The sequence below is a fragment of the Nocardioides sp. YJ-D4 genome (assembly GCF_054031495.1).
This window is the reverse complement of the sequence record NZ_CM132932.1, coordinates 1,284,083-1,309,197: the sequence shown is the minus strand read 5'-3', so window position 1 is coordinate 1,309,197 and position 25,115 is coordinate 1,284,083. Positions and strand designations below refer to the sequence as shown.

The window sequence follows — 25,115 nt, the reverse complement described above, 5'->3', positions numbered from 1 at the left end:
AACCTGGTGCATCGAGGCACACGGTTCAACCTCATATCCCCGCTGACCCGCCCGAACCGCACGAACTGTGTGTCAGCTCTCCCAGGATTCGAGAGTCTTCCGCGCACCGACCGCGTGCAGGGACGCCAGCGCCTCGGCGTACGGCTCGGTGAACTCAGGGGAGTCGACGAGGTCGCCGAAGAGATCGGGGTCGCGGAGGAAGGCGAGCGGGTCCTCGCGCTGTGCGATCGCGCGGGCCGTCACGTCGGCCCGGCGCCGGTCGACGATGTCGATCGGCGCGCCCTGCTCGTCGACGCCCTCGGCGTAGCGGGCCCAGGAGGCGACGACGAGCGCCGACCGACGCACCGAGCCGCCACGATCCAGCTGAGCGGTGATGACCGGCACGAGCCACTTGGGGATCCGGTCGGAGCTCTCCGCGCAGAGCCGCGCCAGGGTGTCGCGGATGTAGGGGTTGGCGAAGCGGGAGATCAGCTCCTGCTGGTAGCCCGGCAGGTCCACCCCGGGCACCTGCGGCAGGGTCGGGGTGCCCTCGTGTGCCATGTAGCCGAGCAGGAAGTCGACGAACAGCGGGTCCGTGCAGACCTCGTGGGCGTAGCGGTAGCCGGAGAGGTAGCCGAGGTAGCACAGCGCCTGGTGGCTGGCGTTGAGGAGCCGCAGCTTCATCAGCTCGTACGGCTCCACGTCCGGCACCATCTCGACCCCGGCCTGCTCGAACGGCGGCCGTCCCTGCGGGAAATGGTCCTCGAGCACCCATTGGGAGAACGGCTCGCTGACGACCGGCCAGGCGTCCCCGATCCCGAACCGCCAGCCGACCTCCTCGACGTCGGCGTCGGTCGTGGCCGGGGTGATCCGGTCCACCATCGAGCTCGGGAAGGCCACCTCGGACCTGATCCAGTCGCCGAGCTCCGGGTCGCGCAGGGAAGCGAAGGCGGACAGCATCCCGCGGGCGACCTCCCCGTTTCCGGCGATGTTGTCGCACGACATCACCGTGAACGGCGCGATCCCCTCGGCCCGACGGCGCGCCAACGCCTCCACGACGTACCCGAACGCCGTCGACGGCACGGCCCCGGGCTCCAGGTCCGCCTGGATGGCGGGGTCGGAGGCGTCGAAGCCGCCGGTCGCCTGGTTGACGTGATAGCCGCCCTCGGTGATGGTCAGCGACACGATCCGGATCCGCGGGTCGGTGAGCAGGTCCAACACGTCCGCGGGGGAGTCGGGGGCGAAGAGGTAGTCGATGATCGAGCCGATCACCCGGCCCCGCACGCCTCCGTCCGGCGCCCGCTCGACGAGCGTGTAGAGATGGTCCTGAGCGGCGAGAGCGTCCCGCATGCGTACGTCCTGGGGCATCAGCCCCACCCCGACGATGCCCCAGTCGCGGACGCCCGAGGCGAGCAGGTCGTCGACGTAGCGTGCCTGGTGGGCGCGGTGGAAGCCACCGACCCCGAGATGCACGATCCCGGGGGTGACGGCGGAGCGGTCGTAGGCGGGGACGGCGACGGCCGCAGACAGCTCGCCGAGCCGAGCCGACGTGAGTCGAGCGTGAGTCATTTGACCGCCCCGAGGGAGAGGCCCTGCACCAGCTTGTCCTGAGCTGCGAACCCGGCGATGAGCACGGGCAGCGAGATCAGCGTCGCTCCGGCGGCCAGCTCGGCGAGGTAGGCGTGCTCGGTCTGGATCAGCGTGTTCACGAAGACAGGGCCTGTCTGCGCGGCGACCGACGTCAGCACCTTGGCGTAGAGCTGCTCGTTCCAGGCGAAGATGAAGCAGATCAGCGACGTGGCCGCGACCCCCGGCATCGAGATCGGCGCCACGATCCGGGTCAGGATCCGGAACGTCGAAGCGCCGTCGATCGAGGCGGCCTCGATGATCGCGGGCGGCACCTCGGCCAGGAACGAGCGCATCATCCAGACCGCGATCGGCAGGTTCATCGCGGTGTAGAGCAGGATCAGGATGATCACGTTGTCGGGCATCTTGATGACCTGGGTCGTGAACAGGTAGATCGGCAGGATCCCCGCGACCATCGGCAGCATCTTCGTCGACAGGAAGAAGAACATCGCGTCCGACCACTTCTTCACCGGCTTGATCGCCAGGGCGTACGCCGCCGGGATGGCCAGGGCGAGCACCAGCAGCGTCGAGATCACGCTGGTGATGACGGAGTTGATCAGCGCCGGGGTGATCGGGTTCGCGGAGGTGAACAGGCCGGTGTAGTTGTCCAGCGTCAGCGGGGCACCCCAGCTCGGCGGGTACGTCTGGGCGTCCTGCGGTGCGTGCAGCGAGGTCAGGACCATGTAGAGGATCGGGATCACGAAGATGATGCCGACCAGCCACGCTGCGATCGGGATGACGATCTTCGCCACCCGTTGCCGGTTCCATGCGTTCATCGGCTTGCCTCCTCGTCGGTCAGCAGGGACGACACGACGCGGAGCGCGAAGGTCGCGATGATCAGTGAGCCGATGACCACGACGACGCCCAGCGCGGAGGCGACCCCGTAGTCCTTGGCCGAGTAGAACGTCTCGTAGACGGCGTACGGGATGTTGGTGGAGTTCAGCCCACCGGTCATACCCAGGACCGAGTCGAAGTTCTGGACGATGAAGATCGTGCCGAGCACGATCGAGAGCTCGAGATAGCGGCGTACGTGGGGGAGCGTCATGTGCACGAACGTCTGCCATCCGTTGCAGCCGTCGATGCTCGCTGCCTCCAGCACCTCAGGGTCCTGCGACTGCAGGCCGGCGAGCAGGATCAGCATCATGAACGGCGTCCACTGCCAGATCAGCTCGATCTCGATGGCGAGCTTCGGATGGTCGGTGAGGAACGCGATGTCCTGGGCACCGGGCACCCCGAGCTGACCGAGCACACCGTCGACCAGGCCGAACCCGGTCATCAGGATGCCGTTGCCCCAGAAGACCGCGGCCGCGATCGGCACGATCAGGAACGGCGCGATCATCATCGTGCGGACCAGACCGCGGCCGATGAACGCATGGTTGAGCAGCAGTGCGATCCCGAGGGCGAGCACGGCGCTGACCCCGACGACGACCACGGTCATCTCGATCGTGTTCAGGACGGCCGTACGGTAGGCCGGCGTCGTGAACACGGTCTTGAAGTTGTCGAAACCGGCGAAGCTGCGCTCCGGGGCGTCGGGCTGGGCGCTCCAGTTCATGAACGACATCACCAGCGTCGCCACGAACGGCAGCTGCGTCACGACGATCAGGAAGATCAGCGCGGGCAGCAGGGGCGCGCGCAGCTTCCACGACTCCCGCCCCCATTTCCGGTACGCCGCGGGCGGCCGGGTCGCCGTCGGCTCGGTCGTTTCGGGGAGTGGTGCGGTCACGGTGGCCATCACTGCTTCTCCTTCTGGACGTCGCCGTACGCCTGGGCGAGCGACTGACAGCGGTCGAGTGCCGCGTCGGTGGTCTTCGAGCCCGAGATGGCGCTGCTGAGCTGCTTGGCGCACTCGGTGCCGAAGTCGGTGAAGCTCGGAACCCCGACGAACTGGATGCCGTTGTAGGGCCGCTTCTGGACGCCGGGGTTGTCGGCCTGGGCGTTCTTGATCGCGTTCATGGTCGGGGTCGCGAAGGAGCCGGCCACCTCGAGGTACTCGGGGTCTTCATAGGTCGAGGCCCGCTTTCCCGCGGGGACGTTGGTCGGCCCGCCGGTGTCGTTCTCGGTGTCGGCCATCACCAGCTGCTCGTACTCCTTGCTGGAGGCCCAGGCGACGAACTTCTTGGCGTCCTCCTGGTGCCGCGACGCCTTCTGGATCGCCCAGGCCCAGGTGTAGAGCCAGCCGGCGTTCTCGGTCTGGTCGCGCGGGGCGGCGACGTAACCGACCTTGCCTTTGACCGGCGACTCCTCGGCCTCCAGCGACCCGGCACCGGAGGTGGCGTCGTACCACATCGCGACCTTGCCCTGCTGCATGGCGTTGAGGCACTGCGGGAAGCTGAAGGTCGCGGCACCGGCCTCGCCGTGCTCGCGGACCAGGTCGACGTAGAAGTTGGCCGCCTTCTTGAAGCCGCCCTTGTTGACCTGGGCGTTCCAGTCCTCGTCGAACCAGGTGCCGCCCATGGTGTTGACCACCGTCGTGATCGAGGCGAGGTTGTCGCCCCAGCCGGCCAGGCCACGCAGGCAGATACCGCGCATGTCGGCCTCGGCCTCGTCGATCTGGGCGGCGAACCCGGCGACCTGCTCCCAGGTCGGGTTCGGCGGCATCTCGATGCCGTGCTTCTCGAACAGGTCCTTGCGGTACATCAGGAACGAGGACTCGCCGTAGAACGGCTGCCCGTAGACCTTGCCGTTGGCCGAGAGCGCCTCGGTCATCGGCGGCAGGATGTCGTCCTGGTCGAACTCGGGGTCGTTCGCGATGCTCTCCATGTCCGAGATCCAGCCGGCCTCAGCGTAGTAGGGGATCTCGAAGTTGGACAGCGTCGCCACGTCATAGATCCCGGACTGATTGGCGAACTCGGTGCTCGCGGTGTCGCGCATGTCCTGCTCGACCTTGACCACGAAGTTCACCTCGATCCCGGTCTCCTTCGTGAAGTGCTCCGCGGTGAGCTCCTGGAGCTCGAGCATCTGGGGGTTGTTGACCATCAGCACCGTGATGCTGTGCTCGCCCGCGCTCGTCCCGCCGGCGCCCAGGCCGCCGGTGCCGCATGCCGTCAACAAAACCGTGCACAGTGATAGCGCTGTCAGCGCTGCGGAGGTCCGTCTCCGTACCCGCATCGATCTGCCTCCTCGCAGTGTGACTGTCGTCACGGACCACGATGGCGTAATTCTCGCCGGACCCCCTAGCCCGGTCGCTGCGCCCGAAGCGCCCGGTTGCCGCCCGATCTCAGGCCCGGATGACCCGGGGTCCGAGTGCCGAGAAACGGCGGGCCTCGGAGGCCGGCAGCTCGGTGCCGGTGATGAGCAGCTCGAAGTCGCGTACGCCGGCGAAACGGCACAGGCTGGAGGCCCCGAACTTGGTGTGGGCGCCGAAGAAGATCCGCCGCCTGGAGCGTTCGATGGCGGTGCGCTTGACCGCGGCGACGGAGGGGTCTTGGGTGGTCAGACCCTGTTCGCGGGAGATCCCGTTGGCGCCGATGTAGGCCAGGTCGATCACCAGATCGGTGAGCATCCGGGTCGCCCACTGGTCCACGACGCCCCGGGTGATGGTGCGGACCCGGCCGCCCAGGATGATCACGGTGAGCTCCGGATCGGCGGAGAGACGGGTGGCCACCGGGAGCGAGGGGGTGATGATCGTCGCGGGCCCCTGGCCGAGCAACTCCTCGGCGAGGAACTGCGGCATCGTGCCCTCGTCGATGTAGATTGTCTCCGCGCCGTGCCGGTGCTGGAGGGCGGCCCGGGCTATCCGGTGCTTCTCGTCGACGTCGCGGCCCGCGCGGAACTCGAGCGAGGTCTCGAAGCTGCCGCTCTCCAGGGCGACCGCGCCGCCGTAGACCCGCTCCACGACGCCGCGGTCGGCGAGCACCTTGAGGTCGCGCCGGATCGTCTCGACGCTCACGCCGAGATCGGGCGCGAGATCGGTCACCGACACCCGGCCGGTCGTGCGTGCGCGCGCCAGGATCTCCTCCTGCCGGGCCTGGTTCGCGAGCGACGGTTCGGTCGACGTCATGGGCGCCATCATGCCCGGAATTGTGCCCGGTTCGTAGGGATTGGGGCCGAACCGGGCGCCCGGTTGGTGCGATCGGGGCCTTCTGAGGCACCATGTCGCAGGCACCCATGGCGACAGTGTCGGGTGGACGGTGCCGCGGCGTTTTGCGGCTACCTCGTCGCGTACGTAAGATTGAATCTCGGCGTGCGCAGTGCGCCGTTCCTGCAGGCATCTGCTGGCACCTATCGCTTCGGGGTCCGGTCTGCCTTGCCGCGGGTCGACACAAGACTTTGAGTTCGGAGCAATGAAGGAGACCGCGGTGTACGCGATCGTGAAGGCTGGCAGCAAGCAGCAGAAGGTCGTTGTCGGCGACGTCATCGAGATCGACCGCCTCGACGGTGAGAACGGCTCGGCCGTCTCGCTGCCCGTGGTCCTCCTGGTCGACGGCGAGAACGTGACCTCGACCGGCCTCGACAAGGCTTCGGTTGCTGCTGAGATCGTCGGTGCCTCCAAGGGCCCGAAGATCATCATCCAGAAGTACAAGAACAAGACCGGCTACAAGAAGCGCCAGGGTCACCGTCAGAAGTACACCCAGGTCAAGGTCACCGCGATCAACGCCTGATTCCGGCGTTCTAGAGACACTTAAAGGACTGAGAAGATGGCACACAAGAAGGGTGCGGCAAGCACCAAGAACGGTCGCGACTCCAACGCACAGCGCCTCGGCGTGAAGCGCTTCGGCGGCCAGGTCGTCAGCGCCGGCGAGATCATCGTCCGCCAGCGTGGCACCCACTTCCACCCCGGCACCAACGTCGGCCGTGGCGGCGACGACACCCTGTTCGCCCTGCAGCCGGGTGCGGTCGAGTTCGGCAAGCGCCGCGGCCGTCGCGTGATCAACATCGTTCCGGCTGACGCCTGAGTCGATAGCACTTCTTCGAAAGGGCGCTCCCCGCTGGGGGAGCGCCCTTTCGGGTTTTGGGTTGTCTCAGAGCTCCGTCGCGCGCTGTGCGATCGCCTCGAAGGTGTCCCACGGGACCTCCCAGCGGGTCCCGGCACGCGGCCAGTGGAGGGCGATGTCGGTGATCCCGATCTCGGCGTAGGAGCCGGCGAGGTCCTCGAACGCGTCGGCCGACTCGGTCCAGGGCTCGTCCGTGAAGCCGGACATGAAGAGCTTCGGCATCGCGTCGTAGTCCCGGTCCGCCTTCTCGCAGGCGGTACGGAGCATGTCGAGCCGCTGGGCGACGTACGCCTTCGGGTCGTCGCTCTGCGGGTTGGCGATCCACCCGTCGCCGACCTCGGCCGCGAGCCGGATCCCGCGCGGGCCGTTGCCGGCCAGCCACAGCGGGGTGCGGGGCTGCTGCACCTGACCGGGAGAGACGGTCACCTCGTGGGTCTGCCAGTGCTCGCCGTCGATCGTCACCGGCGAGTCGCGCAGGAGTTGGTCGACGATACGGGTCCACTCCGCGAACCGGTCGGCGCGCTCGCGAGGCGTGAACTCCCGCCCGAGCACGTCCCCGTCGGAGGTGTGGTCGTCGCCGCCCGCGCCGATGCCGATCGTCACGCGCCCACCGGAGATCCGGTCGAGGCTGCGGATCGCCGCGGCGGTCGGGATCGGCGTACGGAAGTTCGGGGTGGTCACCAGTGTGCCCAGCCGGATCGTGGAGGTGAGCGCGGCCGCGGCCGCCATCGACGTGAACGCCTCCTCCCACGGGCTGTGCCCGCGCCAGGCCAGGTGGTCATAGACCCACGCCGTCTCGAACCCGAGCTGCTCGGCCTGGACCCAACGCTCGCCCATCGCCGGCCAGTCCTCGATCGGCCACATCACAGTTCCTACTCGCATGGGCTCAAACTTAGTGCCGAGTCGGCGCATCCGATCCCTCTCGCTCGCTTCGCTTCGCGAGACACGGGATCAGATGCGCCGACTCGGCAGGCCTGCGGGCTGGACGATCGCGGATAGCGACTGTGGGGCGTGCCGTCGGTAGGCTGGAGCCATGGCTGTACCCACCTTCGTCGACCGCGTCACCCTCCACGTCGAGGCCGGTCGCGGCGGACACGGGGTGGCGTCGGTTCACCGCGAGAAGTTCAAGCCGCTCGGCGGTCCCGACGGCGGCAACGGCGGCCCGGGCGGATCGATCATCCTCCGCGTCGACCCCGACGTGACCACCCTTATCGACTACCACCACAGTCCCAAGCGCAAGGCCCCCAACGGCGGCCAGGGCGCCGGTGACCACAAGAACGGCGCCCACGGCGAGGACATGGTGCTTCCGGTCCCCGACGGCACCGTGGTGACCGACATGAACGGCAACGTCCTGGCCGACCTGGTGGGCCCGGGCTCCGAGCTGGTCATCGCCGAGGGCGGCCGTGGCGGGCTCGGCAACGCGGCACTGGCCTCCTCCAAGCGCAAGGCCCCCGGCTTCGCGCTCCTCGGCGAGCCGGGCGAGGCGCGAGAGATCGGGCTGGAGCTCAAGGTCGTCGCTGACATCGGCCTGGTCGGGTTCCCGAGTGCCGGCAAGTCGTCGCTGATCGCGGCGATCTCGCGCGCCCGGCCGAAGATCGCCGACTACCCGTTCACGACCCTGGTGCCCAACCTCGGTGTCGTGAAGGGCGGCGAGATCACCTTCACCGTCGCCGACGTACCGGGCCTGATCGAGGGTGCCGCCGACGGTCGCGGCCTCGGTCACGAGTTCCTGCGCCACATCGAGCGCTGTGCCGCGCTCGTCCACGTCATCGACACCGCGAGCATCGAGCCGGGCCGCAACCCGATCGACGACCTCGACGTCATCGAGAACGAGCTCTCCCGCCACGGCGGCCTCGAGGACCGGCCCCGGCTGGTCGCGTTGAACAAGGTCGACGTCCCCGACGGCCGCGAGATCGCCGAGATGACCATCGGCGAGTTCGAGAAGCGCGGGATGAAGGTCTTCGAGATCTCCGCCGCCTCCGGTGAAGGCACCCAGCAGCTGATCTACGCGATGGCCGAGCTGGTGGCCGCCTCCCGCAAGGACGTCCCGGTGGTTCCGCCGACCCGGATCGTGCTGCGCCCCGAGGGCGCCGAGGGCAAGAACGGCTTCACGGTCAAGGTGTCGAAGAACGGCGAATACCTCGTCCGTGGCCCGCAGCCCGAGCGCTGGGTGCGCCAGACCGACTTCGAGAACGAGGAGGCCGTGGGCTACCTCGCCGACCGCCTCAACCGGCTCGGCGTCGAGATGCGCCTGGTCGAGCTCGGGGCCCAGGAGGGCGACACCGTCATCATCGGCGACCCGGCCAACGCGGTCGTCTTCGACTTCCGCCCCTCGATCGAGACCGGTGCCGAGATGCTCGGCCGCCGCGGCGAGGACCAGCGCTTCTACGAGGAGCGCCCCGCTGCCGCCCGCCGGCGCGAGATCGACGCCGGGATGGAGACCAAGGAAGAGTACGAAGCCCGCGCCGACGTCGCGCGCCGGTTGCGCGACGGGGCCGGCCCGGTGGCGTACGAGATCGGCGGGGAGGACGACCCGGATCGCGACTGGGCCGAGAACGACCCGTCGGCGGATTCGGAGCGGTAGCGCGCGCTCGACCAGCGGAAACGTGCGCTTCGTCCGGCGCGAGCGCCGGTAGGATCCGGCGCAGCGAAGTGTGAAGGCTGACGTACGAGGGGGATCGGTGCAGCGCGAGGTCGTGACCGGGGCACGCCGGGTGGTGGTCAAGGTCGGGTCGTCGTCGCTGACCACGGCTGCGGGAGGCATCGACCCGGCCCGGGTCAGCGCGCTGGTCGACGTACTCGCCAAGACCCGCGCCACCGGGGCGGAGGTCGTGCTGGTCTCCTCCGGGGCGATCGCGGCCGGGCTGTCGCCGTTGGGGCTGGCCAAGCGTCCGCGGGCGCTGGCCAAGCAGCAGGCGGCGGCGAGCGTGGGGCAGGGGCTGCTCGTTCACCGCTACACCGACGAGCTCGCCCGGCACGGCATCATCGCAGGTCAGGTGCTGCTCACTGTCGATGACCTGAACCGGCGGGCCCACTATCGCAATGCCGACGCGACGCTGTCGAAGCTGCTCGACCTGGGTGTGCTCCCGATCGTCAACGAGAACGACACCGTGGCCACCTCCGAGATCCGGTTCGGCGACAACGACCGGCTCGCGGCGCTGGTGGCCCACCTGGTGAAGGCCGACCTGCTGGTGCTGCTCAGCGACGTCGACGCGCTCTACGACGCGCCGCCGTCCCAGCCCGGCTCGCAGCGGATCGACGAGGTCGCCTCGCTGGCCGATCTCGATGGCGTGACCATCGGGAAGGCCGGCGCCGCGGGAGTCGGCACCGGGGGGATGGTGACCAAGCTGGAGGCCGCCCGGATCGCCGTCGACGACGGTGTCCCGGTCGTACTGACCTCGGCCGCTCAGGCAGAGGCCGCGCTCGCGGGCGAGCCGGTCGGCACCCTGTTCCATGCCGTCGGCAAGCGGCGCCCGGCGCGGCTGCTCTGGCTTCAGCACGCGACCGAGCCGGTCGGCTCGATCACCGTCGACGCCGGGGCGGTCGCCGCGATCAGTCGCCGCGGTGCATCGTTGCTCGCCGCGGGGGTCACTGGCTCCTCCGGCGCATTCCATGCCGGTGACCCGGTCGACGTCGTCGACCCGTCGGGCGTGGCCGTCGCGCGCGGCCTGGTGAACTACGACGCCGACGAGATCCCGCGGCTGGCCGGGCGTTCCTCCGGCTATCTCGAAGCCAATCTCGGGGCTGCGTACGCTCGGGAGGTCATCCACCGCGACGACCTGGTCGTCCTATGAGCGAGCGCCAGCGAGCGACCGTCGAGCACTCCACGCGGCTGGCTCCGTACTCTGGCGCTTGCGCTACGGAGGTGGCCGCGTGAGCCGAGCTCGGTGGGTGCCGTTGGCGCTGGCGTGGGGAGTGCTCGTCCTCTGTGGCCTGCCGGCGCTGGCGATCACGTTCTCCCGGGCACTGGCGAGCACGGATCTGCGGGCGGTGCGCCTGGCCGCGTTCGCGCCCTTCGGCGTCGGGATGTACGCCCTGTGCCTGGTCGCGGTCCTGGTTCTGGTCTGGCTGGCCAGCGGCCCCGGGCGGATCCGGCTGGCGGTCGTCGCCGGGGTCGTTGCGCTGCTGCTGGCGGTGCACGTGGCCTGGCAGGCGCCGCTCTACGCGGGGTCCCGCGCGACCAGCGCGGGTGAGCCGCTGACCGTGATGACCACCAACCTTCTCGAGGGCAAGGGCGACACCGATGTCGTGGTCGAGACGGTGCGTGCGCACAAGGTCAACGTGCTCGCCATCCAGGAGATCACCCCGGAGGCGTTCGCGAAGCTGTCGAGGACGCTGCGCGACCAGCTGCCCTACTGGATCGGCGAGGCCGCCCCCGGCACCGCGGGCACGATGATCTTCGCCGACCAGCCGATCACCAAGTCGCGCCGGATCGCGACGGAGATGGGGTCGTGGGTCGCCGACGTGGGGGAGCGGCGGGTCGTCGTCGCGCATCCGGCGCCGCCCACGCTCGCATCCTGGCCGGCCGAGCAGGAGCTGATGATCGAGGAGACGGCCGCGGAGAAGCCCGACCTCGTCCTCGGTGACCTGAACGCCTCGCTCGACCACCACACGGTCCGCCGGCTGCTCGACGACGCAGACCTGCAGGACGCGGCCCGGGCCAGCAACGCCGGATGGCAGCCCACCTGGCCGACCGAGGGGTTCGCCGGCGTACCTCTTCCGCCGTCGACCGCGATCGACCACGTCCTGATCGGGGATGACCTGGTCGCGCTGGCGACGGAGACGGTCGAGGTGCCAGGCTCCGACCACCTGGCGCTGGTCGCCTACCTCGGGACTCCCGAGGAGTGAGGCTCCGCCGGGCTAGCTGCTCTTGAGCACCCCGAACCACTGCTCGGCACCGAAGCTCAGGAACCGCTCCACCTCGACGAACCCGAGCCTGCGGGCCAGGCGCAGGGAGCGCTCGTTGGCGACCTGGGTGGTGAGGACGACCGGCTCGCCCGGGAGCGTCTTCTCGATCCAGCCGAGCGCGGCTCTGGTCGCCTCTGTCGCGATGCCCGCGCCCCACGATGTCCTGAGAAACTCATAGCCGAGCTCGACCTCGTCGCCCTCCTCGCGTACGTGGTGCGCCCACGCCCGGTCGCGGCGCTGGATCGTGATCCTGCCGATGAACTCGCCCGCGTGCTCGACGGCGAAGATTCCGGGCCTGGTGTTCGGATCCTCCGGGATCAGCTCTTCCAGCTCTTCTCGGGTGTGCTGTGGGCCGCCGAGGTACGCCTGCACGGTCTCGTCCGAGAGGAGCTCTACCAGTCCAGGTCTGTCCTCGGGTTTGGTGTGTCGGAGGATCAGGCGCTCGGTGTGGATCGGGGCTGGGGGCCAGGGGACGTCGCCCAGGGGTTTCATGTTCTTGGACGGTAGCTGGGTTCGGGGTTGGGCAGGTTCTTTTTGGGGTACGTGGGTGGTTCTGGTTTGTCCTAGCGCTGTGATTTGGGGCTGGGGTGGGCCGCCGACCCGTTCTTTGAGGGTCTTCTCGACGCACCCCGGAGTCAAGGACGGCCTTCGGCCGCCGGCTTCGCCGGCCGCTTCGCGGTCCTTGACACCGGGGCCCGTCGAGAAAGATTTTGGCTGGCTATCGGGGCGGCGGCCCGGGTGTGGCGCAGCGGAATCTTGCTTGGGACAGGTGATGTTAATGGGGCGGAAGGGTGGCCCTTCGGGCCACTTACCATCCACAGATACGAGGTCGTTCGCTCACTGCGAAAACGGCGGTTGATCAGGGAAAATAGATGGTCAAGCAGGTGTTGGAAGCGTAGAATCGGACACATCACAGCACACCTCTGAAGGAGAGGGCAGCGATGAGTCTCGGCCGCTCGATCGACCCCTGGGGCACCAACCCCGAGGATGCGATCGACGCTGCCCTGGCGGCCATCGAGACCGCCCTTCAAGATCTCCTCTCGACCGATCCGGCCTATTGGCGCACGGAGCAGAAGAAGGATCTGCTGGAGCGGTTGGAGAAGCTCCAGGCCCAGCAAGCGGCATTGAAGCTGCGGGTGCTCGCGTCTGCTGGCGATATTGCTGAGGAGACCGGCGCGAAGGACGCCTCCGGGTGGATGCGGACCGACCTCCTGGTCGACAAGGGCGTGGCTTGCTCGCAGATCAAACTCGCGGCAGCGGTGACCAAGTACGACCTCGTGGCTGACGGCCTGGCCGAGGGTGTGGTCTCCCAGGACAAGGCCCGGGTGATCACCCAGGCGCTCGACCAGATCGAGGCCGATCCCGCAGCGAGCGCAGAGGACCTGGTCCTGGCCGAGAAGCTGCTCGTGGACTATGCCGCCCGGTTGACCGCGAACGAGTTGAAGATCGTCGGCCGCCGGATTCTCGCTGAGATCGACCCGGAACGATTCGAGGCCGCCGAAGCAAAGGCGCTCCAGCGCGAAGAGGAGCACGCCCAGCGGCGGACCTTCTTCCAGTCTCGTGACAACGGCGACGGCACCATCGACATCCACGCGAGGGTCTCGCGTGCGATCGGGATGCGGCTCCGCACGTTGTTGGACTCGTTGGCCCAGCCCAGGAAGCTCTCGGCCGAGGACAAGGGCCGCAAAGCCCCCTACGACCGGCTCCTCGGGCAGGCGTTCGCCCGGGTCATCGAGACCTACGACGTCGACCAGCTGCCCCGCCACGGTGGCCACGGGACCACGGTGTTCATCACCATGAGCCTCGAGGACCTCCGCAACGACCTCGGCACCGCCGCCCTCGGCTTCGATGGGGAGCAGATCACCGCCGCGGAGGCCCGCCGGATGGCCTGCAACGCCGACCTCGTCCCGGTCGTGCTCGGCACCGACTCCGAGATCCTCGACTTCGGGCGGACCGCGAGGTTGGCGTATCCGGTCCAACACAAGGCCCTCCGGTTACGGGACAAGTGTTGCCAGGCCGAAGACTGCGACGCCCCCGCGGCCTGGACCGAGGCGCACCACCTGAAACCGTGGTCTGAGGGCGGCCTCACGAATCTGGCGAACATGGTCTTGTTGTGTGCGAGTGATCATCGCCGGATCCACGATCCCGACTACGTCTATGAGCGGCTCCCGGATGGGCGGATCCGGTTCACTCGGCGCACCCGAACCAGCTGATCCCCGGGCGGCGGGCTCCGGCGCGTCATCGGTCCGGGCCTGCGTCGCCGTGCCTGTACTCATCCGAGCCCCCGGTGGGCCGATCGCTGAACTGCGTCCTCACACCGTCCTGTCGTGCCACTCCTACCGGGTGGCTAACCTGCCGATGCTATGCGGCGGTGAGGGCTGATCCGGACGGCGCTGCAGTTGGTGTGCTGGCAGTCCGGGGCGTATCAATCGCCACCTGATGACCCTGCCCATCCGTCCAGGCGACCGCCTGAAACGGGCATGGCCGGTAGCCAGCTGAGGCAGCAGCGTCCACTCTGCCGCGGCCGTCGCCCCCGTACTCCGGGCCACCTTGTGAAGCGTTCACAACGTGTCATCGTCTTGTAAAAGCACGACGAGGCCTCCAGCCTCGAGGACTCACCAACGCCGGTCCCCAAGCACGTACGCAACCAAAGGAATCCGCGCCACACCCCGCCGCCGACCCGATAGCCAGCCAAAATTCTCGACGGAGCCCGGTGTCAAGGACCGCGAAGCGGCCGGCGAAGCCGGCGGCCGCAGGCCGTCCTTGACTCCGGGATCTGGCGAGAACACCCTCCCGAAAGGGTCGGCGGCCATCAGCCATTCGAGATCGAGCACCACGCAACACCTCATGACGGCCAGACCCCACCTGCTTGACTGCAGGCTATGACCGACGTCGAAGAGCTGCCGAAGATCAGCATGCTCTGGGAGTCCGCCGACCCAGGTGCCGCGCTCATCGAGCGGTTCGGTTTCGCTTCCGCAGCCGAGGCGATGGACTGGGTGACCGGCGTACTGGCCGAGCACTGGGGGCTAAGGGTGGACGCGTGCGAGCGGCTGGTGATCAGTGATGCCAACTGCCTGGCGTGGCTCGTCGTCGACAGCTCTCGGATGATCGCCAAGTGGTCGATGCGCCCACGCGTGTTCGCGCGCTTGGCGGCGATCGCACGGCTCACGTTGTGGCTGGGCGAGCGTGGGATACCTGTGTCGATGCCGCAGGCGGCTCGGGACGGCAGGGTCCAGGTGGAGGTCGACGGGTTCTCGCTCGGGCTTCAGCGGGTGGTCGATGGGGAGCTGTTGGACGTCACCGATCCCGTTCAGGTCCGGGCTGCGGGTGAGATGCTCGCGAGGATGCATGCCGCGATGGCCGACTACCCGGAGCGGATCCCCACCGACGAGCCGCCGACACTCGGCGCCCAGCTGGTCGGCAACGACTTCAGGTCGGCGAACATCATCTGGTCAGGCGGCAAGATCACGGCGGTCCTCGACCTGGAGGAGACGACGTACCGCCGCCGGGTGGACGACCTCGCTCAGGCCGCCGTCCTGCTCGGGACGCGCTACCACCACTGGCGCCCGACACCGGCCGACGTGCGCCGAGCGTTCGTCGCGGCGTACGACTCGGTTCTTCCGCTGACCGAGGACGACGCCGGCTCGCTCGCGGACGGCATCGAGGCGCACGTGCGGAGCATCCGGTGGCCAGGCTGATCCATCAGTCGCCGACGGCGTCGATGCCTCGCTGGACGATGAGGGGGTCGGGGGTGCCGACGACCTCGGGGTCCTTCTCGTCGTAGTCGTGGTGGGCGAGGAAGTAGCGCATCGCATTGAGGCGGGCGCGCTTCTTGTCGTTGGAGCGGATCGTGGTCCAGGGCGCCCAGTCGGTGTCGGTGCGGCGGAACATCTCCTCCTTGGCAGCCGTGTAGGAGTCCCACTTGTCCAGCGACTGCACGTCGATCGGGGAGAGCTTCCACTGCCGTACCGGGTCGATCTGGCGGATGATGAAGCGGGTCCGCTGCTCCGACCGTCCCACCGAGAACCAGAATTTCGTGAGCGTGATGCCGGAGTCGACGAGCATCTGCTCGAAGAGTGGCACCTGGTGCATGAACTGCTCGTACTGGTCGTCGGAGGCGAAGCCCATGACCCGCTCGACGCCGGCGCGGTTGTACCAGGAGCGGTCGAAGAGGACCATCTCGCCGGCGGTGGGCAGGTGCTGGACGTACCGCTGGAAGAACCACTGCTGCGACTCCCGGTCCGACGGCTTGGACAGCGCGACCGTGCGGGCGTAGCGGGGATTGAGGTGCTCCATGAAGCGCTTGATCGTGCCACCCTTGCCGGCCGCGTCCCGGCCTTCGAAGATCAGCACGTGCTTGCCGCCGACGCGGTCGTTCCAGCGCTGGAACTTCAGCAGCTCGACCTGGAGAAGGTACTTCTGCTCGTCGTAGACCTCGCGGGCGATCCGCTCGGTGTAGGGATAGTTCTCGCGCCAGGTGTCGACGGCCTTGCCGGCCGGGTCCAGGAGTACGGGGTCGTCATCGTGATCCTCGCCGATCGTGTGGCCCTCGGTGATCAGGTTGTCGATGTATTCGCGGAATCCCTGGGACATGGCACGAACCTAGAGATCCGAGGTGAACGTCAGGTAGCGCGGCAGCTCGCCCGGACCGTCGACGGCGGTTCGTGGAGCACACCCGCTGCGCCGTACCCTTGGTAGACGATGAACCCCCGGACCGTCTATCTGGACCACGCCGCCACCACGCCCATGGCCTCGGCGGCGATCGAGGCGATGACCGCGGAGCTGGCACTGGTCGGCAATGCGAGCTCGCTGCACGCATCGGGCCGCCGTGCCCGCCGGGTGCTGGAGGAGTCCCGAGAACGGATCGCGGCGGCGCTCGGGTCCCGGCCGGGTGAGGTCGTCTTCACCTCCGGTGGCACCGAGGCGGACAACCTCGCGCTCAAGGGGGCCTACTGGGCCCGCCGCGGCCAGGACCCGGCCCGCACCCGCATCCTGGCCTCCACCGTCGAGCACCACGCCGTTCTCGACCCGCTGCACTGGCTGGAGTCGACCGAGGGAGCTCAGGTCGAGCTCATCCCGTGCGACGCGACCGGCCGCATCGACCTCGCCGCGATGCAGGAGGCCATCGAGCGCGATCCCGCGTCGGTGGCGCTCATCTCGGTGATGTGGGCCAACAACGAGGTCGGCACGCTGCAGCCCGTGGCCGACATCGCCGCGATCGCCGCCGAGTACGGCATCCCGGTCCACTCCGACGCCGTCCAGGCGGTCGGCGCGGTGCCGGTCGACTTCGCGACCAGCGGCGTCGACGCGCTCTCCCTGACCGGCCACAAGCTCGGTGGCCCGGTGGGCGCCGGGGCGCTCGTCGTGCGCCGTGAGCTCGAGCTGACCGCGCTGGTCCACGGAGGCGGCCAGGAGCGAGACGTACGCAGCGGCACCCACGCCACCGCGGCCATCGTCGGCTTCGCGGCCGCCGTCGAGTTGGCGGTCAAGGAGCAGGAGGCGTACGCGACCAGGGTCGGCGCCCTGCGTGACCAGCTGGTCGAGCAGGTGCTGGCGGTCGTTCCGGACTCCCACCTCAACGGCCCGGCCCTCGCGCCGCTGGGCCGCCACCGGCTGCCCAACAATGCCCAGATCGCTTTCCCCGGGTGCGAGGGCGACTCGCTGCTGATGCTGCTCGACGCCGCCGGGGTCGAGTGCTCGACCGGTGCGGCCTGCTCGGCCGGCGTACCTCAGGCCTCGCACGTGCTCCTGGCCATGGGCCAGTCGGACGAGCAGGCGCGCTCCTCGCTGCGCTTCTCGCTCGGCCACACCACGACGGCCGAGGACGTGGACCGGCTGGTCGCGGCCATCGGACCTGCGGTCGAGCGCGGCCGGGCTGCGGGGTTGCAGCGATGAGCGAGCGTCAGCGAGCGAACATTGGAGCCTGCATCGGGCCGCGTCCGTATCATGGCGCTTGCGCTACGGAGGTGGCCCGATGAGAGTGGTCGCCGCCATGTCCGGGGGAGTGGACTCCGCCGTCGCCGCCGCCCGCGCGAAGGAGGCCGGCCACGACGTCACCGGCGTCCACCTGGCGCTCTCGCGCAACCCGGCGTCCTACCGCACCGGCGCCCGCGGGTGCTGCACGATCGAGGACTCCAACGACGCCCGCCGCGCCGCCGACGTGATCGGCATCCCGTTCTACGTCTGGGACCTCTCCGACCGCTTCCACGAGGACGTGGTCGAGGACTTCATGTCGGAGTACGCCGAGGGGCGCACCCCCAACCCCTGCCTGCGCTGCAACGAGAAGATCAAGTTCGCCGCCGTGCTGGACCGGGCGCTCGCGCTCGGCTTCGACGCGGTCGCGACCGGCCACTACGCGACGCTTCGCACCGGCGCCGATGGGCTCGTCGAGCTGCACCGCGCCGTCGACGCCGGCAAGGACCAGTCCTACGTGCTCGGCGTGCTCGACCAGGCCCAGCTCGAGCACTCGCTGTTCCCGCTGGGCGACACGCCCAAGCCGCTGGTGCGCGAGGAGGCCGCTCGCCGTGGCCTGCTCGTCGCCGACAAGCCCGACTCCCACGACATCTGCTTCGTCGCCGACGGCGACAACGCCGGCTGGCTGCGCGAGAAGCTGGGCGACCGGGCGCCCAACGAGTCCGGGCCCATCGTCGACGAGACCGGTGAGGTCCTGGGCGAGCACCAGGGGACGTACGCCTACACGATCGGGCAGCGCAAGGGCCTCCGCCTCGGCAAGCCCGCGCCCGACGGGAAGCCACGGTTCGTGCTCGACATCGAGCCGGTCTCCGGCACCGTCACCGTCGGGCCCAGGGAGCACCTGGCCGTCGATGGCCTCTCCGGCATCCGGCCGCGGTGGGCTGGACGCGCGCCCGAGGGCGTCCTCGAGGGCACCGTGCAGCTGCGTGCGCACGGCGACGAGCACCGGGCGCGGGTGACCGTGGTCCCCGAGGGAGCCGAGATCGAGCTGCTCGACCCCGCCTACGGCATCGCGCCGGGACAGGCCGCGGTCATCTACGACGGCACCCGGGTCGTCGGCTCGGTCACCATCTCCAACACCCGCCGGGTGGCTCTCGCGTGAGGGCTACCGGAGTCGGGTCGCTGCCTGGTGAGGACTACGCAGAGGCCTGCCGCGTCGTGCTCGGCGAGCTCACCGACCTGCCGCACCTTCCCGAGCTGCCCGCGCGTGGCGCGATCGCGAACATGACCGGCCGGGCGCTGGCGGTCCTGGAAGGTCTCGACGCCGACCTGCAGCCCGCGGGCTGGCGCCTGACCGGCACCTCCGGCTCCGCCGGGGTCGATCACCGGCGCGCCCGCAGCCTGCTCGCCCAGGACCTCGACGTCATCGAGGAGCTGGTGCAGGACTCTCCGCTCACCTCCGGCGGCGGCGCGTTCAAGATCCAGGTCGCCGGACCCTGGACCCTCGCCGCCACCGTCGAGCGGCCGCGCGGTGACAAGCTGCTCGCCGATCACGGTGCTCGGCGTGACCTGGCGCAGGCGCTGGCCGACGGCGTACGCACCCACATCCGTGACGTACGCCGCCGCCTCCCGGGCGCGGACACGCTGGTCGTCCAGGTCGACGAGCCGGCGCTGAGCGCTGTGCTCAACGCCCAGGTGCCGACCGCCTCGGGATTCGGCAAGCACCGCAGCATCGACTTCCCCGAGGCCTCCCAGGCGCTGGAGTGGGTGCTCGGCGCGATCGCCGAGGAGGGCGCGATCCCATGGGTGCACTCGTGCGCACCCGGGACCCCGCTGGACCTGCTCCGCAAGGCCGGCGCGAAGGGGATCAGCGTCGACCTGACCCAGCTCACTGCCGCCGACCACGACCACCTGGCCACGGCCCTGGAGGCGGGCGACACGGTCGCTCTCGGCGTGGTCCCCGCGATCGCTCCGGCAGGCCCCGCGCCCACCGACAAGTCGGTCACCGAGACCGTGGAGCGGTGGCTCGACATGCTCGGGCTCGACGCTGCCCACGACATCGTGCTGACGCCCGCGTGCGGCCTCGCCGGCGCCGACGGACGATGGGCTCGCACCGTCCTGCGAATCCTCACCGAAAGCGCGCGTCACCTGGCGTAGGGTCCCCTCATGCAAAAATGGGGGACGGCACTTCTGGCCGCGGCTCTTCTGCTCGCCGGCTGTGGCAACGAGGTCCGTCAGGCGGACGACGCGGGCGAGAAGCCCAGACCGACGCAGACGGCGAGCATCGACCCGGCTGATCTGCGGCCCGGTGACCAGCCCGCGACCCCTGAGGCGATCGCGGCGATCACGCTCCAGCGCGTGCCCGTCCAGCCGGAGGAGTTCGAGGGCGGTGACCTCTACTTCGAGCAGGACGAGGTCGGCACCGTGCTCCTGTGGGGAGCCGACCATTCGTTGGAGGTCAAGGCCGGCCCGGTCGACGACGACCTGCTCTCGACCTGGTGTCACGACGGCATGTCCGGCTGTGTCGAGGTGAAGGCAAAGACGGGCACGGCGACCGTCGCCTGGGACGTCGCCACCGACGACGGCACTCCCGGTCAGCTGATGGTCTCCCACGCGTCCAGGGGAGAGGAGCGCCGGGCCGCGTACGTAGGCGAGAAGATCACCGGCGACCCCCGCAAGCTCGATCTCGAGGTGAGCGTGGACGATCTCATCGCCCTGGTCACCGACCCGCGCCTCGGCACGAAGACGACCATGAAGATGACGAAGGCGCAGGTCAGTGGCTTTCCCTCGGAAGGCGCCAACGGCACCGACGAGGTCGCGCTGACCGCCGGCGCGATCGCGGCAGGACTGCTCGAGACCAAGGCGTACGCCGACATCGACTCCTTCGAGAAGGCCGACGTCGCGGGCTACGGCAAGGGTGCCTTCGGCGTCGTCGGCACCACCCCCGGCGGCGGCACCGTCACCGCGGTCCATGCTCCGAACCTGCCCGCCGGGAAGCGGAAGTGCCCCACGACCCTCACCTGCTCCAAGGGCGACACCGACGGCTACGACGGCTGGACCGACGGGTCGGCCGAGACCGTCCGCTGCCACAAGGCGGAGGGGAACCTCCCCGCCTTCTGTGCGGTCGTACGCGAGCAGGCGCCCGCACCGTTCCCCGGTGACGACCTCGATCCGGTCCTGTCCGGGCTCGAGGTGGCGCTGGGCACGCTGTGGCCGACGGTTGCGGCCGAGACCGCCAGCCGAGGGGAGTCGCTGGTCGACTGAGCGCGATCAGCGCCCGGCGACCCGCTGACCCTCGTAGTTCGGGCTGTCGTAAGCCTGGCCCCGCTGGCTCGGCGGTGCGAACGACTCGGGCGGACGCGGCTGGCGATGCGCGGGCTGCTGCTGGGGAGCCGGGTGCTGCGGTTCCAGGTGCTGGGGGCTCGGTTGACGGTGGCTCGGCCGATGCGGAACGGGCTGGTGTTGATCGGGCTGGCGCGGTCCCGGCTGGCGAGGACCTGGCTGGCGCCGGATCGGCTCCGGGCCCTCAGGCAGCCGGCGCGGGAGCGGAGGCTCGGGCCGGGGATGGGGCTGGTGGCGAGCGTGGGCCGGGTAGGGTCCCGACGCCTGTCGCGGGTCGGCGGGGTACCGCGGCGCCTGGGTGTAGCCCGGCTCGTCCCACTCCTGCTCACGCCTGCGACGTCCGGAGAGCATCGCGACGGCACTGGCCACGAGCGCGAGGACGATCATCGAGGCCACGATGATCCAGGTGAGCGGGCCGACACCGCCCTCCTCGGCCGGTGCGGCCAGCTTGAGCTCCTCCGTCTTCGGGGCGCAGCCGCTCTGGACGCACTCGCCGTCGCTCGGAGTGCCGGTCACGACGAAGGAGATCCCGCGGTTCACTGAGCCCTGGAAGGTGAGGGTGTGCTTGCCGAGGCCGATGTCCTTGGGAAGCCGGCCGGACCACTTCGCGACGCCGCGACCGTTGGCCTTGACGCTGGTCGAGAGCACCAGCGGGGTCGAGTAGACGACGACCCTGATGCCGGTCTCGTTGGGCTTGAAGCCGGAGGCCTCGGCGTGGATCACGTCCTCGGCGTCCACGGAGGCGTCGTCGACCCCGGTCAGGCTCAGACCCTTCGCGGTCGGTGGCTCCTCGGGCGCGCTCCACGGCTTCTTGGACGCCGTCTTCCTCGGCTTCTCGCCGGAGCCGGCATCGGCGCCGTCGCCGGAGTCGCCGGCTGCGGGTCGCCCCGAGGACGTACCGCCGCCAGAGCCTGAGCCCGAGCCGGATCCTGAGCCCGAGCCGGATCCGGAGCCTGAGCCGTCCGAGGATCCGGTGTCGTCCGAGGGCTCATCCGGGGTCGGCGAGCTGCTGGGCTCGGAGAGTGCGTCGAAGTCGAAGGGAACGTCCACCGCCCGCGAATCGGCCGAGTCGTAGAGGTCGCGCCCACCAGCACGCATCGTCATGATCTGGTAGTCGGTGCCGGGGTCGAGCTGGGCGACCTGCGCGGCGTCGAGGGTGAACGTGTAGGTCCAGTCCTCGGGGTCGTCGGGGTTGATCACGACCGACTTGACGAAGGTGCTCCGTGTGCCTGATCCGCGGTAGCCGACCGGGTTGAGGGCGATCTCGATGCCCGGATCCTTGCCGCTGTAGTCGGTGCCGTGGACGCTGAGAACCACGCCGTCCTTCGACTGCTCGAGGATCGACACCTCGACCTCGGCGTCGGAGAAGGCGCTCCCCAGCCCAAGCGCGTACGTGGCGCCGACCGGGGCCAGCACCAGCGCGAGCGCCGTCGACAGCGTCACCACGATCCGAGAAAACACGGAGACCTCACAAGGCGGTCATTGGGGGACTGGTGTCGGCCCGCCTTGCCCGACGCGGGGGAAGGTAGCCGTCTTTACCTTCCGTCGTGACCCGCGTCACCCAGGTGTTGATCGGTTGCGTCGATATTGAGGGGGTTGAGTGTCGTTCAGGTCGACGAAACGCCGAAAACGCCCGGGCGGGTATGCGGTCGGAAATTGTCGGCGGGACCAGGCAAGATGGTGCCCGTGAACGATGACGTGACCGACGCGGGCCCCGAGCAGAAGAACGAGCACCAGGAGCTCGTCGAGCAGATCGAGGATGCTCGCTACCGCTACTTCGTGCTCGACGAGCCGACGCTCTCCGACGCCGACTACGACCAGAAGTGGCGGCGGATCAACGAGCTCGAGGAGCAGTTCCCCGAGCTGCGCACCCCCGACTCGCCGACCCAGAAGGTCGGTGGCACGTTCTCGACGGAGTTCACCGCGGTCGACCACCTCCAGCGGATGGAGTCGCTCGACAACGTCTTCTCGTTCGACGAGCTCGCCGGCTGGCACGCCCGGATCGCCAAGGACGGCGCCGGCCAGGCCGAGCTGCTGTGCGAGCTCAAGGTCGACGGACTGGCCATCAACCTGCTCTACGAGAAGGGCCGCCTGGTCCGGGCGCTGACCCGCGGCGACGGCCGCACCGGAGAGGACGTCACCCCGAACGTACGCACCATCAAGTCGATCCCGCACCGGCTCACCGGCACCGACGAGTTCCCGGTGCCCGACCTGGTCGAGGTGCGCGGCGAGGTCTTCTTGTCCATCGAGGCCTTCGACAAGCTCAACGCCTCCCTGGTCGACGCGGGCAAGCCGATGTTCGCCAACCCGCGCAACTCCGCCGCCGGGTCGCTGCGCCAGAAGGACCCGCGAGTGACCGCGACCCGCGCGCTCGGGATGGTCTGCCACGGCATCGGCGCCCGGGAGGGCTTCCAGCCGGTCGCCCAGTCGCATGCGTACGACGCCCTGAAGGCCTGGGGGCTGCCCACCTCCCAGCGGGTCAAGGTGCTCAAGACCCTCGCCGAGGTCGAGGAGTTCATCAGCTACTTCGGCGAGCACCGCCACGACGTCACCGAGCACGAGATCGACGGTGTCGTGATCAAGGTCGACGACATCTCGCTGCAGCGCCGCCTCGGCTCGACCAGCCGCGCGCCGCGATGGGCGATCGCCTACAAGTACCCGCCGGAGGAGGTCAACGCCAAGCTGCTCGCCATCGACGTCGGCGTGGGCCGCACCGGCCGGGTCACGCCCTTCGGCGTCATGGAGCCGACCAAGGTCGCAGGATCGACCGTCGAGCGCGCGACGCTGCACAACGCCCACGAGGTGAAGCGGAAGGACGTACGCCCCGGCGACACCATCATCCTCCGCAAGGCCGGCGACGTGATCCCGGAGATCCTCGGCCCGGTGCTGCCGCTGCGACCCGAGGGGCTGCCGGAGTGGGTGATGCCCACCGAGTGCCCCGCGTGCGGCACCACGCTCGCCGAGCAGAAGGAGGGCGACAAGGACCTGCGCTGCCCCAACCACCGCGGCTGCCCCGCGCAGGTGCGGGAGCGGGTCTTCTTCGCCTCCGGACGTGGCGCCTTCGACATCGAGGGGATGGGCTATGAGGCAGCGGACGCCCTGCTGGCCGCCGAGGTGATCACCAACGAGGGCGACATCTTCTCGCTCGACGAGGCCAAGCTCGCCACCACGGCGTTCTTCACCCGGGCCGCGAAGAAGGCCGAGAAGGAGGCCGGGGCCGGCGACCGGGTGCTCAACGCCAACGCGCTGGGACTGCTGCGCAACCTGGAGGAGCGCAAGCAGGTCCCGCTGTGGCGGGTGCTGGTCGCGCTCTCCATCCGCCACGTCGGCCCGTCCGCGGCCCGGGCGCTGGCCACGGAGTTCGGCTCGCTGGACGCCATCTGGGCGGCCTCCCAGGAGGAGCTGGCTGCCACCGAGGGCGTCGGCGGGATCATCGCCGAGGCCATCGTCGAGTGGCGCCAGGTCGACTGGCACCAGGAGATCGTCGAGAAGTGGCGTACGGCCGGGGTCTCCCTCGAGGACGAGCGCGACGAGTCGGTCGCCCGCACGCTCGAGGGGCTGACGATCGTGGTCACCGGGTCGCTGGAGGACTTCTCCCGCGACGGCGCCAAGGAGGCGATCATCAGCCGTGGCGGCAAGGCCGCGGGGTCGGTCTCGAAGAAGACCGACTACGTCGTGGTCGGCGAGAGCGCGGGCTCCAAGGCCGCCAAGGCCGAGGAGCTGGGCCTGCCGATCCTCGACGAGGCGGCGTTCAAGGTCCTGCTGGAGAGAGGACCCGAGGGGCTCTGAGCGATGAGGGGCCCGTCGTCGGCCGCGCCTACCCGTCGGTGCTGAGTTCGGCAACGATGTCGAGGTGACCCGCGTGCCGGGCGTACTCGGCGAGCACGTGGAAGCAGATCCACTCCAGCGTCGGCCGGTTCTCAGCGAAGCGTCCGCCGGGCGAAGCGACGGTATCGAGTGCGTATGTCCCCAGGATCTGGGACGTACGCTGCCCCAGCGCCGTCAGCCGCTCGGCGATCTGCTCCGCCGTGACGTCGTCGGCGACGACCCACCGTGCCGCTGGCCGGGTCTCGTCGGAGTCGTCGGAGCGGAACGGCTCCTCGACGTTCCAGTCGCCCCACGGGTCGTCGACCGGCTCGCCGAGGAAGCCCCAGACGAACCAACGCTGCTCCATGTGGAGCACATGGCTGAGCAGCTCGATGGGCGTCCAGTTGCTCGGCACGCGCGCCTGGCGGCGCTGCTCGGCAGGCAGGGCGAGGACAGCGTCGATCATGTCGGCGCGCACCCAGGCGAGGTATCCGGCCCATCGCTCCGCGCCGGCCGGGTCCGTCTTGGCGGGCTCGCCCGGGTTTCTGCTCATTCGCATGTCCTCGCTCATGGTGTTGACCTTAGGCGCCGATCCTGGACGAGGCG

At 69.4% G+C, this 25,115-nt stretch carries 22 protein-coding genes; 12 read left to right on the top strand and 10 right to left on the bottom strand.

Annotation, left to right across the window (positions count from 1 at the left end):
- Positions 1–72 precede the first annotated feature (72 nt).
- From ACW14X_RS06245 to ACW14X_RS06225, 5 genes are all read right to left on the bottom strand, one after another.
- Positions 73–1,548, bottom strand: a complete 1,476-nt coding sequence (locus ACW14X_RS06245; protein ID WP_457165049.1) for a mannitol dehydrogenase family protein — start codon at positions 1,546–1,548, stop codon at positions 73–75.
- Positions 1,545–2,381, bottom strand: a complete 837-nt coding sequence (locus ACW14X_RS06240; protein ID WP_160024640.1) for a carbohydrate ABC transporter permease — start codon at positions 2,379–2,381, stop codon at positions 1,545–1,547. The genes ACW14X_RS06245 and ACW14X_RS06240 overlap by 4 nt, the downstream gene beginning before the upstream one ends.
- Positions 2,378–3,337 carry a carbohydrate ABC transporter permease gene (locus ACW14X_RS06235; protein ID WP_160024639.1) on the bottom strand — a complete coding sequence of 320 codons (960 nt, stop codon included), beginning with the start codon at positions 3,335–3,337 and terminating at the stop codon, positions 2,378–2,380. Before ACW14X_RS06235 ends, ACW14X_RS06240 begins: the two co-directional genes overlap by 4 nt.
- Positions 3,337–4,656: an ABC transporter substrate-binding protein gene (locus ACW14X_RS06230; protein WP_457165048.1), complete on the bottom strand. Its 1,320-nt coding sequence runs from the start codon at positions 4,654–4,656 to the stop codon at positions 3,337–3,339. Before ACW14X_RS06230 ends, ACW14X_RS06235 begins: the two co-directional genes overlap by 1 nt.
- 166 nt (positions 4,657–4,822) lie before the next feature.
- Positions 4,823–5,605, bottom strand: coding sequence for a DeoR/GlpR family DNA-binding transcription regulator (locus tag ACW14X_RS06225; protein ID WP_457165047.1), 783 nt, complete (start codon positions 5,603–5,605; stop codon positions 4,823–4,825).
- 298 nt (positions 5,606–5,903) lie between these two features.
- On the opposite strand from ACW14X_RS06225, the gene rplU reads away from it, so the two are divergent.
- Both rplU and rpmA read left to right on the top strand, forming a co-directional pair.
- On the top strand, positions 5,904–6,206 hold the full coding sequence (rplU, locus tag ACW14X_RS06220; RefSeq protein ID WP_160024636.1) for a 50S ribosomal protein L21: 303 nt from the start codon (positions 5,904–5,906) through the stop codon (positions 6,204–6,206).
- Positions 6,207–6,242: 36 nt separating this feature from the next.
- The gene (gene rpmA / locus ACW14X_RS06215; RefSeq protein WP_141803598.1) at positions 6,243–6,500 is read left to right on the top strand and encodes a 50S ribosomal protein L27; all 258 of its coding nucleotides are present in this window, start codon (positions 6,243–6,245) and stop codon (positions 6,498–6,500) included.
- Between the two features lie 66 nt (positions 6,501–6,566).
- On the opposite strand, the gene ACW14X_RS06210 is transcribed toward rpmA, so the two are convergent.
- On the bottom strand, positions 6,567–7,421 hold the full coding sequence (locus ACW14X_RS06210; protein ID WP_457165046.1) for an LLM class flavin-dependent oxidoreductase: 855 nt from the start codon (positions 7,419–7,421) through the stop codon (positions 6,567–6,569).
- Positions 7,422–7,572: 151 nt separating this feature from the next.
- Here ACW14X_RS06210 and obgE point away from each other — a divergent pair, with 151 nt between their 5' ends.
- The 3 genes from obgE (at position 7,573) to ACW14X_RS06195 (ending at position 11,387) form a co-directional block, all read left to right on the top strand.
- Entirely contained in the window at positions 7,573–9,123 is a 1,551-nt protein-coding gene (gene obgE / locus ACW14X_RS06205) for a GTPase ObgE (RefSeq protein WP_160024634.1), read from the top strand.
- Positions 9,124–9,220: 97 nt separating this feature from the next.
- Positions 9,221–10,333, top strand: coding sequence for a glutamate 5-kinase (proB, locus tag ACW14X_RS06200; protein WP_201451076.1), 1,113 nt, complete (start codon positions 9,221–9,223; stop codon positions 10,331–10,333).
- A gap of 79 nt (positions 10,334–10,412) precedes the next feature.
- Positions 10,413–11,387 (top strand): endonuclease/exonuclease/phosphatase family protein, encoded by a 975-nt coding sequence (locus ACW14X_RS06195; RefSeq protein WP_457165045.1) that lies wholly within the window; start codon positions 10,413–10,415, stop codon positions 11,385–11,387.
- Between the two features lie 12 nt (positions 11,388–11,399).
- Here ACW14X_RS06195 and ACW14X_RS06190 read toward each other — a convergent pair whose 3' ends face one another.
- Positions 11,400–11,939, bottom strand: coding sequence for a GNAT family N-acetyltransferase (locus ACW14X_RS06190; RefSeq protein ID WP_457165044.1), 540 nt, complete (start codon positions 11,937–11,939; stop codon positions 11,400–11,402).
- Between the two features lie 449 nt (positions 11,940–12,388).
- Between ACW14X_RS06190 and ACW14X_RS06185 the strand changes: the two genes are divergently transcribed.
- Together ACW14X_RS06185 and ACW14X_RS06180 are read left to right on the top strand one after the other, a co-directional pair.
- Positions 12,389–13,660 (top strand): DUF222 domain-containing protein, encoded by a 1,272-nt coding sequence (locus ACW14X_RS06185; RefSeq protein ID WP_457165043.1) that lies wholly within the window; start codon positions 12,389–12,391, stop codon positions 13,658–13,660.
- A gap of 669 nt (positions 13,661–14,329) precedes the next feature.
- On the top strand, positions 14,330–15,145 hold the full coding sequence (locus ACW14X_RS06180; protein ID WP_457165042.1) for a phosphotransferase enzyme family protein: 816 nt from the start codon (positions 14,330–14,332) through the stop codon (positions 15,143–15,145).
- Positions 15,146–15,149: 4 nt separating this feature from the next.
- Here the strand turns inward: ACW14X_RS06180 and ppk2 are convergent, their stop codons facing one another.
- Positions 15,150–16,040, bottom strand: a complete 891-nt coding sequence (gene ppk2 / locus ACW14X_RS06175; RefSeq protein ID WP_160024629.1) for a polyphosphate kinase 2 — start codon at positions 16,038–16,040, stop codon at positions 15,150–15,152.
- A 108-nt stretch (positions 16,041–16,148) separates the two neighbouring features.
- On the opposite strand from ppk2, the gene ACW14X_RS06170 reads away from it, so the two are divergent.
- The 4 genes from ACW14X_RS06170 to ACW14X_RS06155 all read left to right on the top strand — a co-directional run bounded on the left by ACW14X_RS06170 (position 16,149) and on the right by ACW14X_RS06155 (position 20,624).
- Complete coding sequence (locus tag ACW14X_RS06170) at positions 16,149–17,342, top strand: cysteine desulfurase family protein (RefSeq protein WP_350716348.1); 1,194 nt, start codon at positions 16,149–16,151, stop codon at positions 17,340–17,342.
- Positions 17,343–17,421: 79 nt separating this feature from the next.
- The gene (gene mnmA / locus ACW14X_RS06165; RefSeq protein WP_457165041.1) at positions 17,422–18,522 is read left to right on the top strand and encodes a tRNA 2-thiouridine(34) synthase MnmA; all 1,101 of its coding nucleotides are present in this window, start codon (positions 17,422–17,424) and stop codon (positions 18,520–18,522) included.
- Positions 18,519–19,517 carry a uroporphyrinogen decarboxylase/cobalamine-independent methonine synthase family protein gene (locus tag ACW14X_RS06160; RefSeq protein ID WP_350837452.1) on the top strand — a complete coding sequence of 333 codons (999 nt, stop codon included), beginning with the start codon at positions 18,519–18,521 and terminating at the stop codon, positions 19,515–19,517. Before mnmA ends, ACW14X_RS06160 begins: the two co-directional genes overlap by 4 nt.
- 9 nt (positions 19,518–19,526) lie before the next feature.
- Positions 19,527–20,624, top strand: coding sequence for a hypothetical protein (locus ACW14X_RS06155; RefSeq protein WP_457165040.1), 1,098 nt, complete (start codon positions 19,527–19,529; stop codon positions 20,622–20,624).
- Positions 20,625–20,630: 6 nt separating this feature from the next.
- On the opposite strand, the gene ACW14X_RS06150 is transcribed toward ACW14X_RS06155, so the two are convergent.
- Entirely contained in the window at positions 20,631–22,145 is a 1,515-nt protein-coding gene (locus tag ACW14X_RS06150) for a hypothetical protein (protein WP_457165039.1), read from the bottom strand.
- 234 nt (positions 22,146–22,379) lie between these two features.
- Here ACW14X_RS06150 and ligA point away from each other — a divergent pair, with 234 nt between their 5' ends.
- The gene (ligA, locus tag ACW14X_RS06145) at positions 22,380–24,491 is read left to right on the top strand and encodes an NAD-dependent DNA ligase LigA (protein ID WP_457165038.1); all 2,112 of its coding nucleotides are present in this window, start codon (positions 22,380–22,382) and stop codon (positions 24,489–24,491) included.
- A 28-nt stretch (positions 24,492–24,519) separates the two neighbouring features.
- Here the strand turns inward: ligA and ACW14X_RS06140 are convergent, their stop codons facing one another.
- On the bottom strand, positions 24,520–25,062 hold the full coding sequence (locus tag ACW14X_RS06140) for a mycothiol transferase (protein ID WP_160024622.1): 543 nt from the start codon (positions 25,060–25,062) through the stop codon (positions 24,520–24,522).
- Between the last annotated feature and the right edge of the window lie 53 nt (positions 25,063–25,115).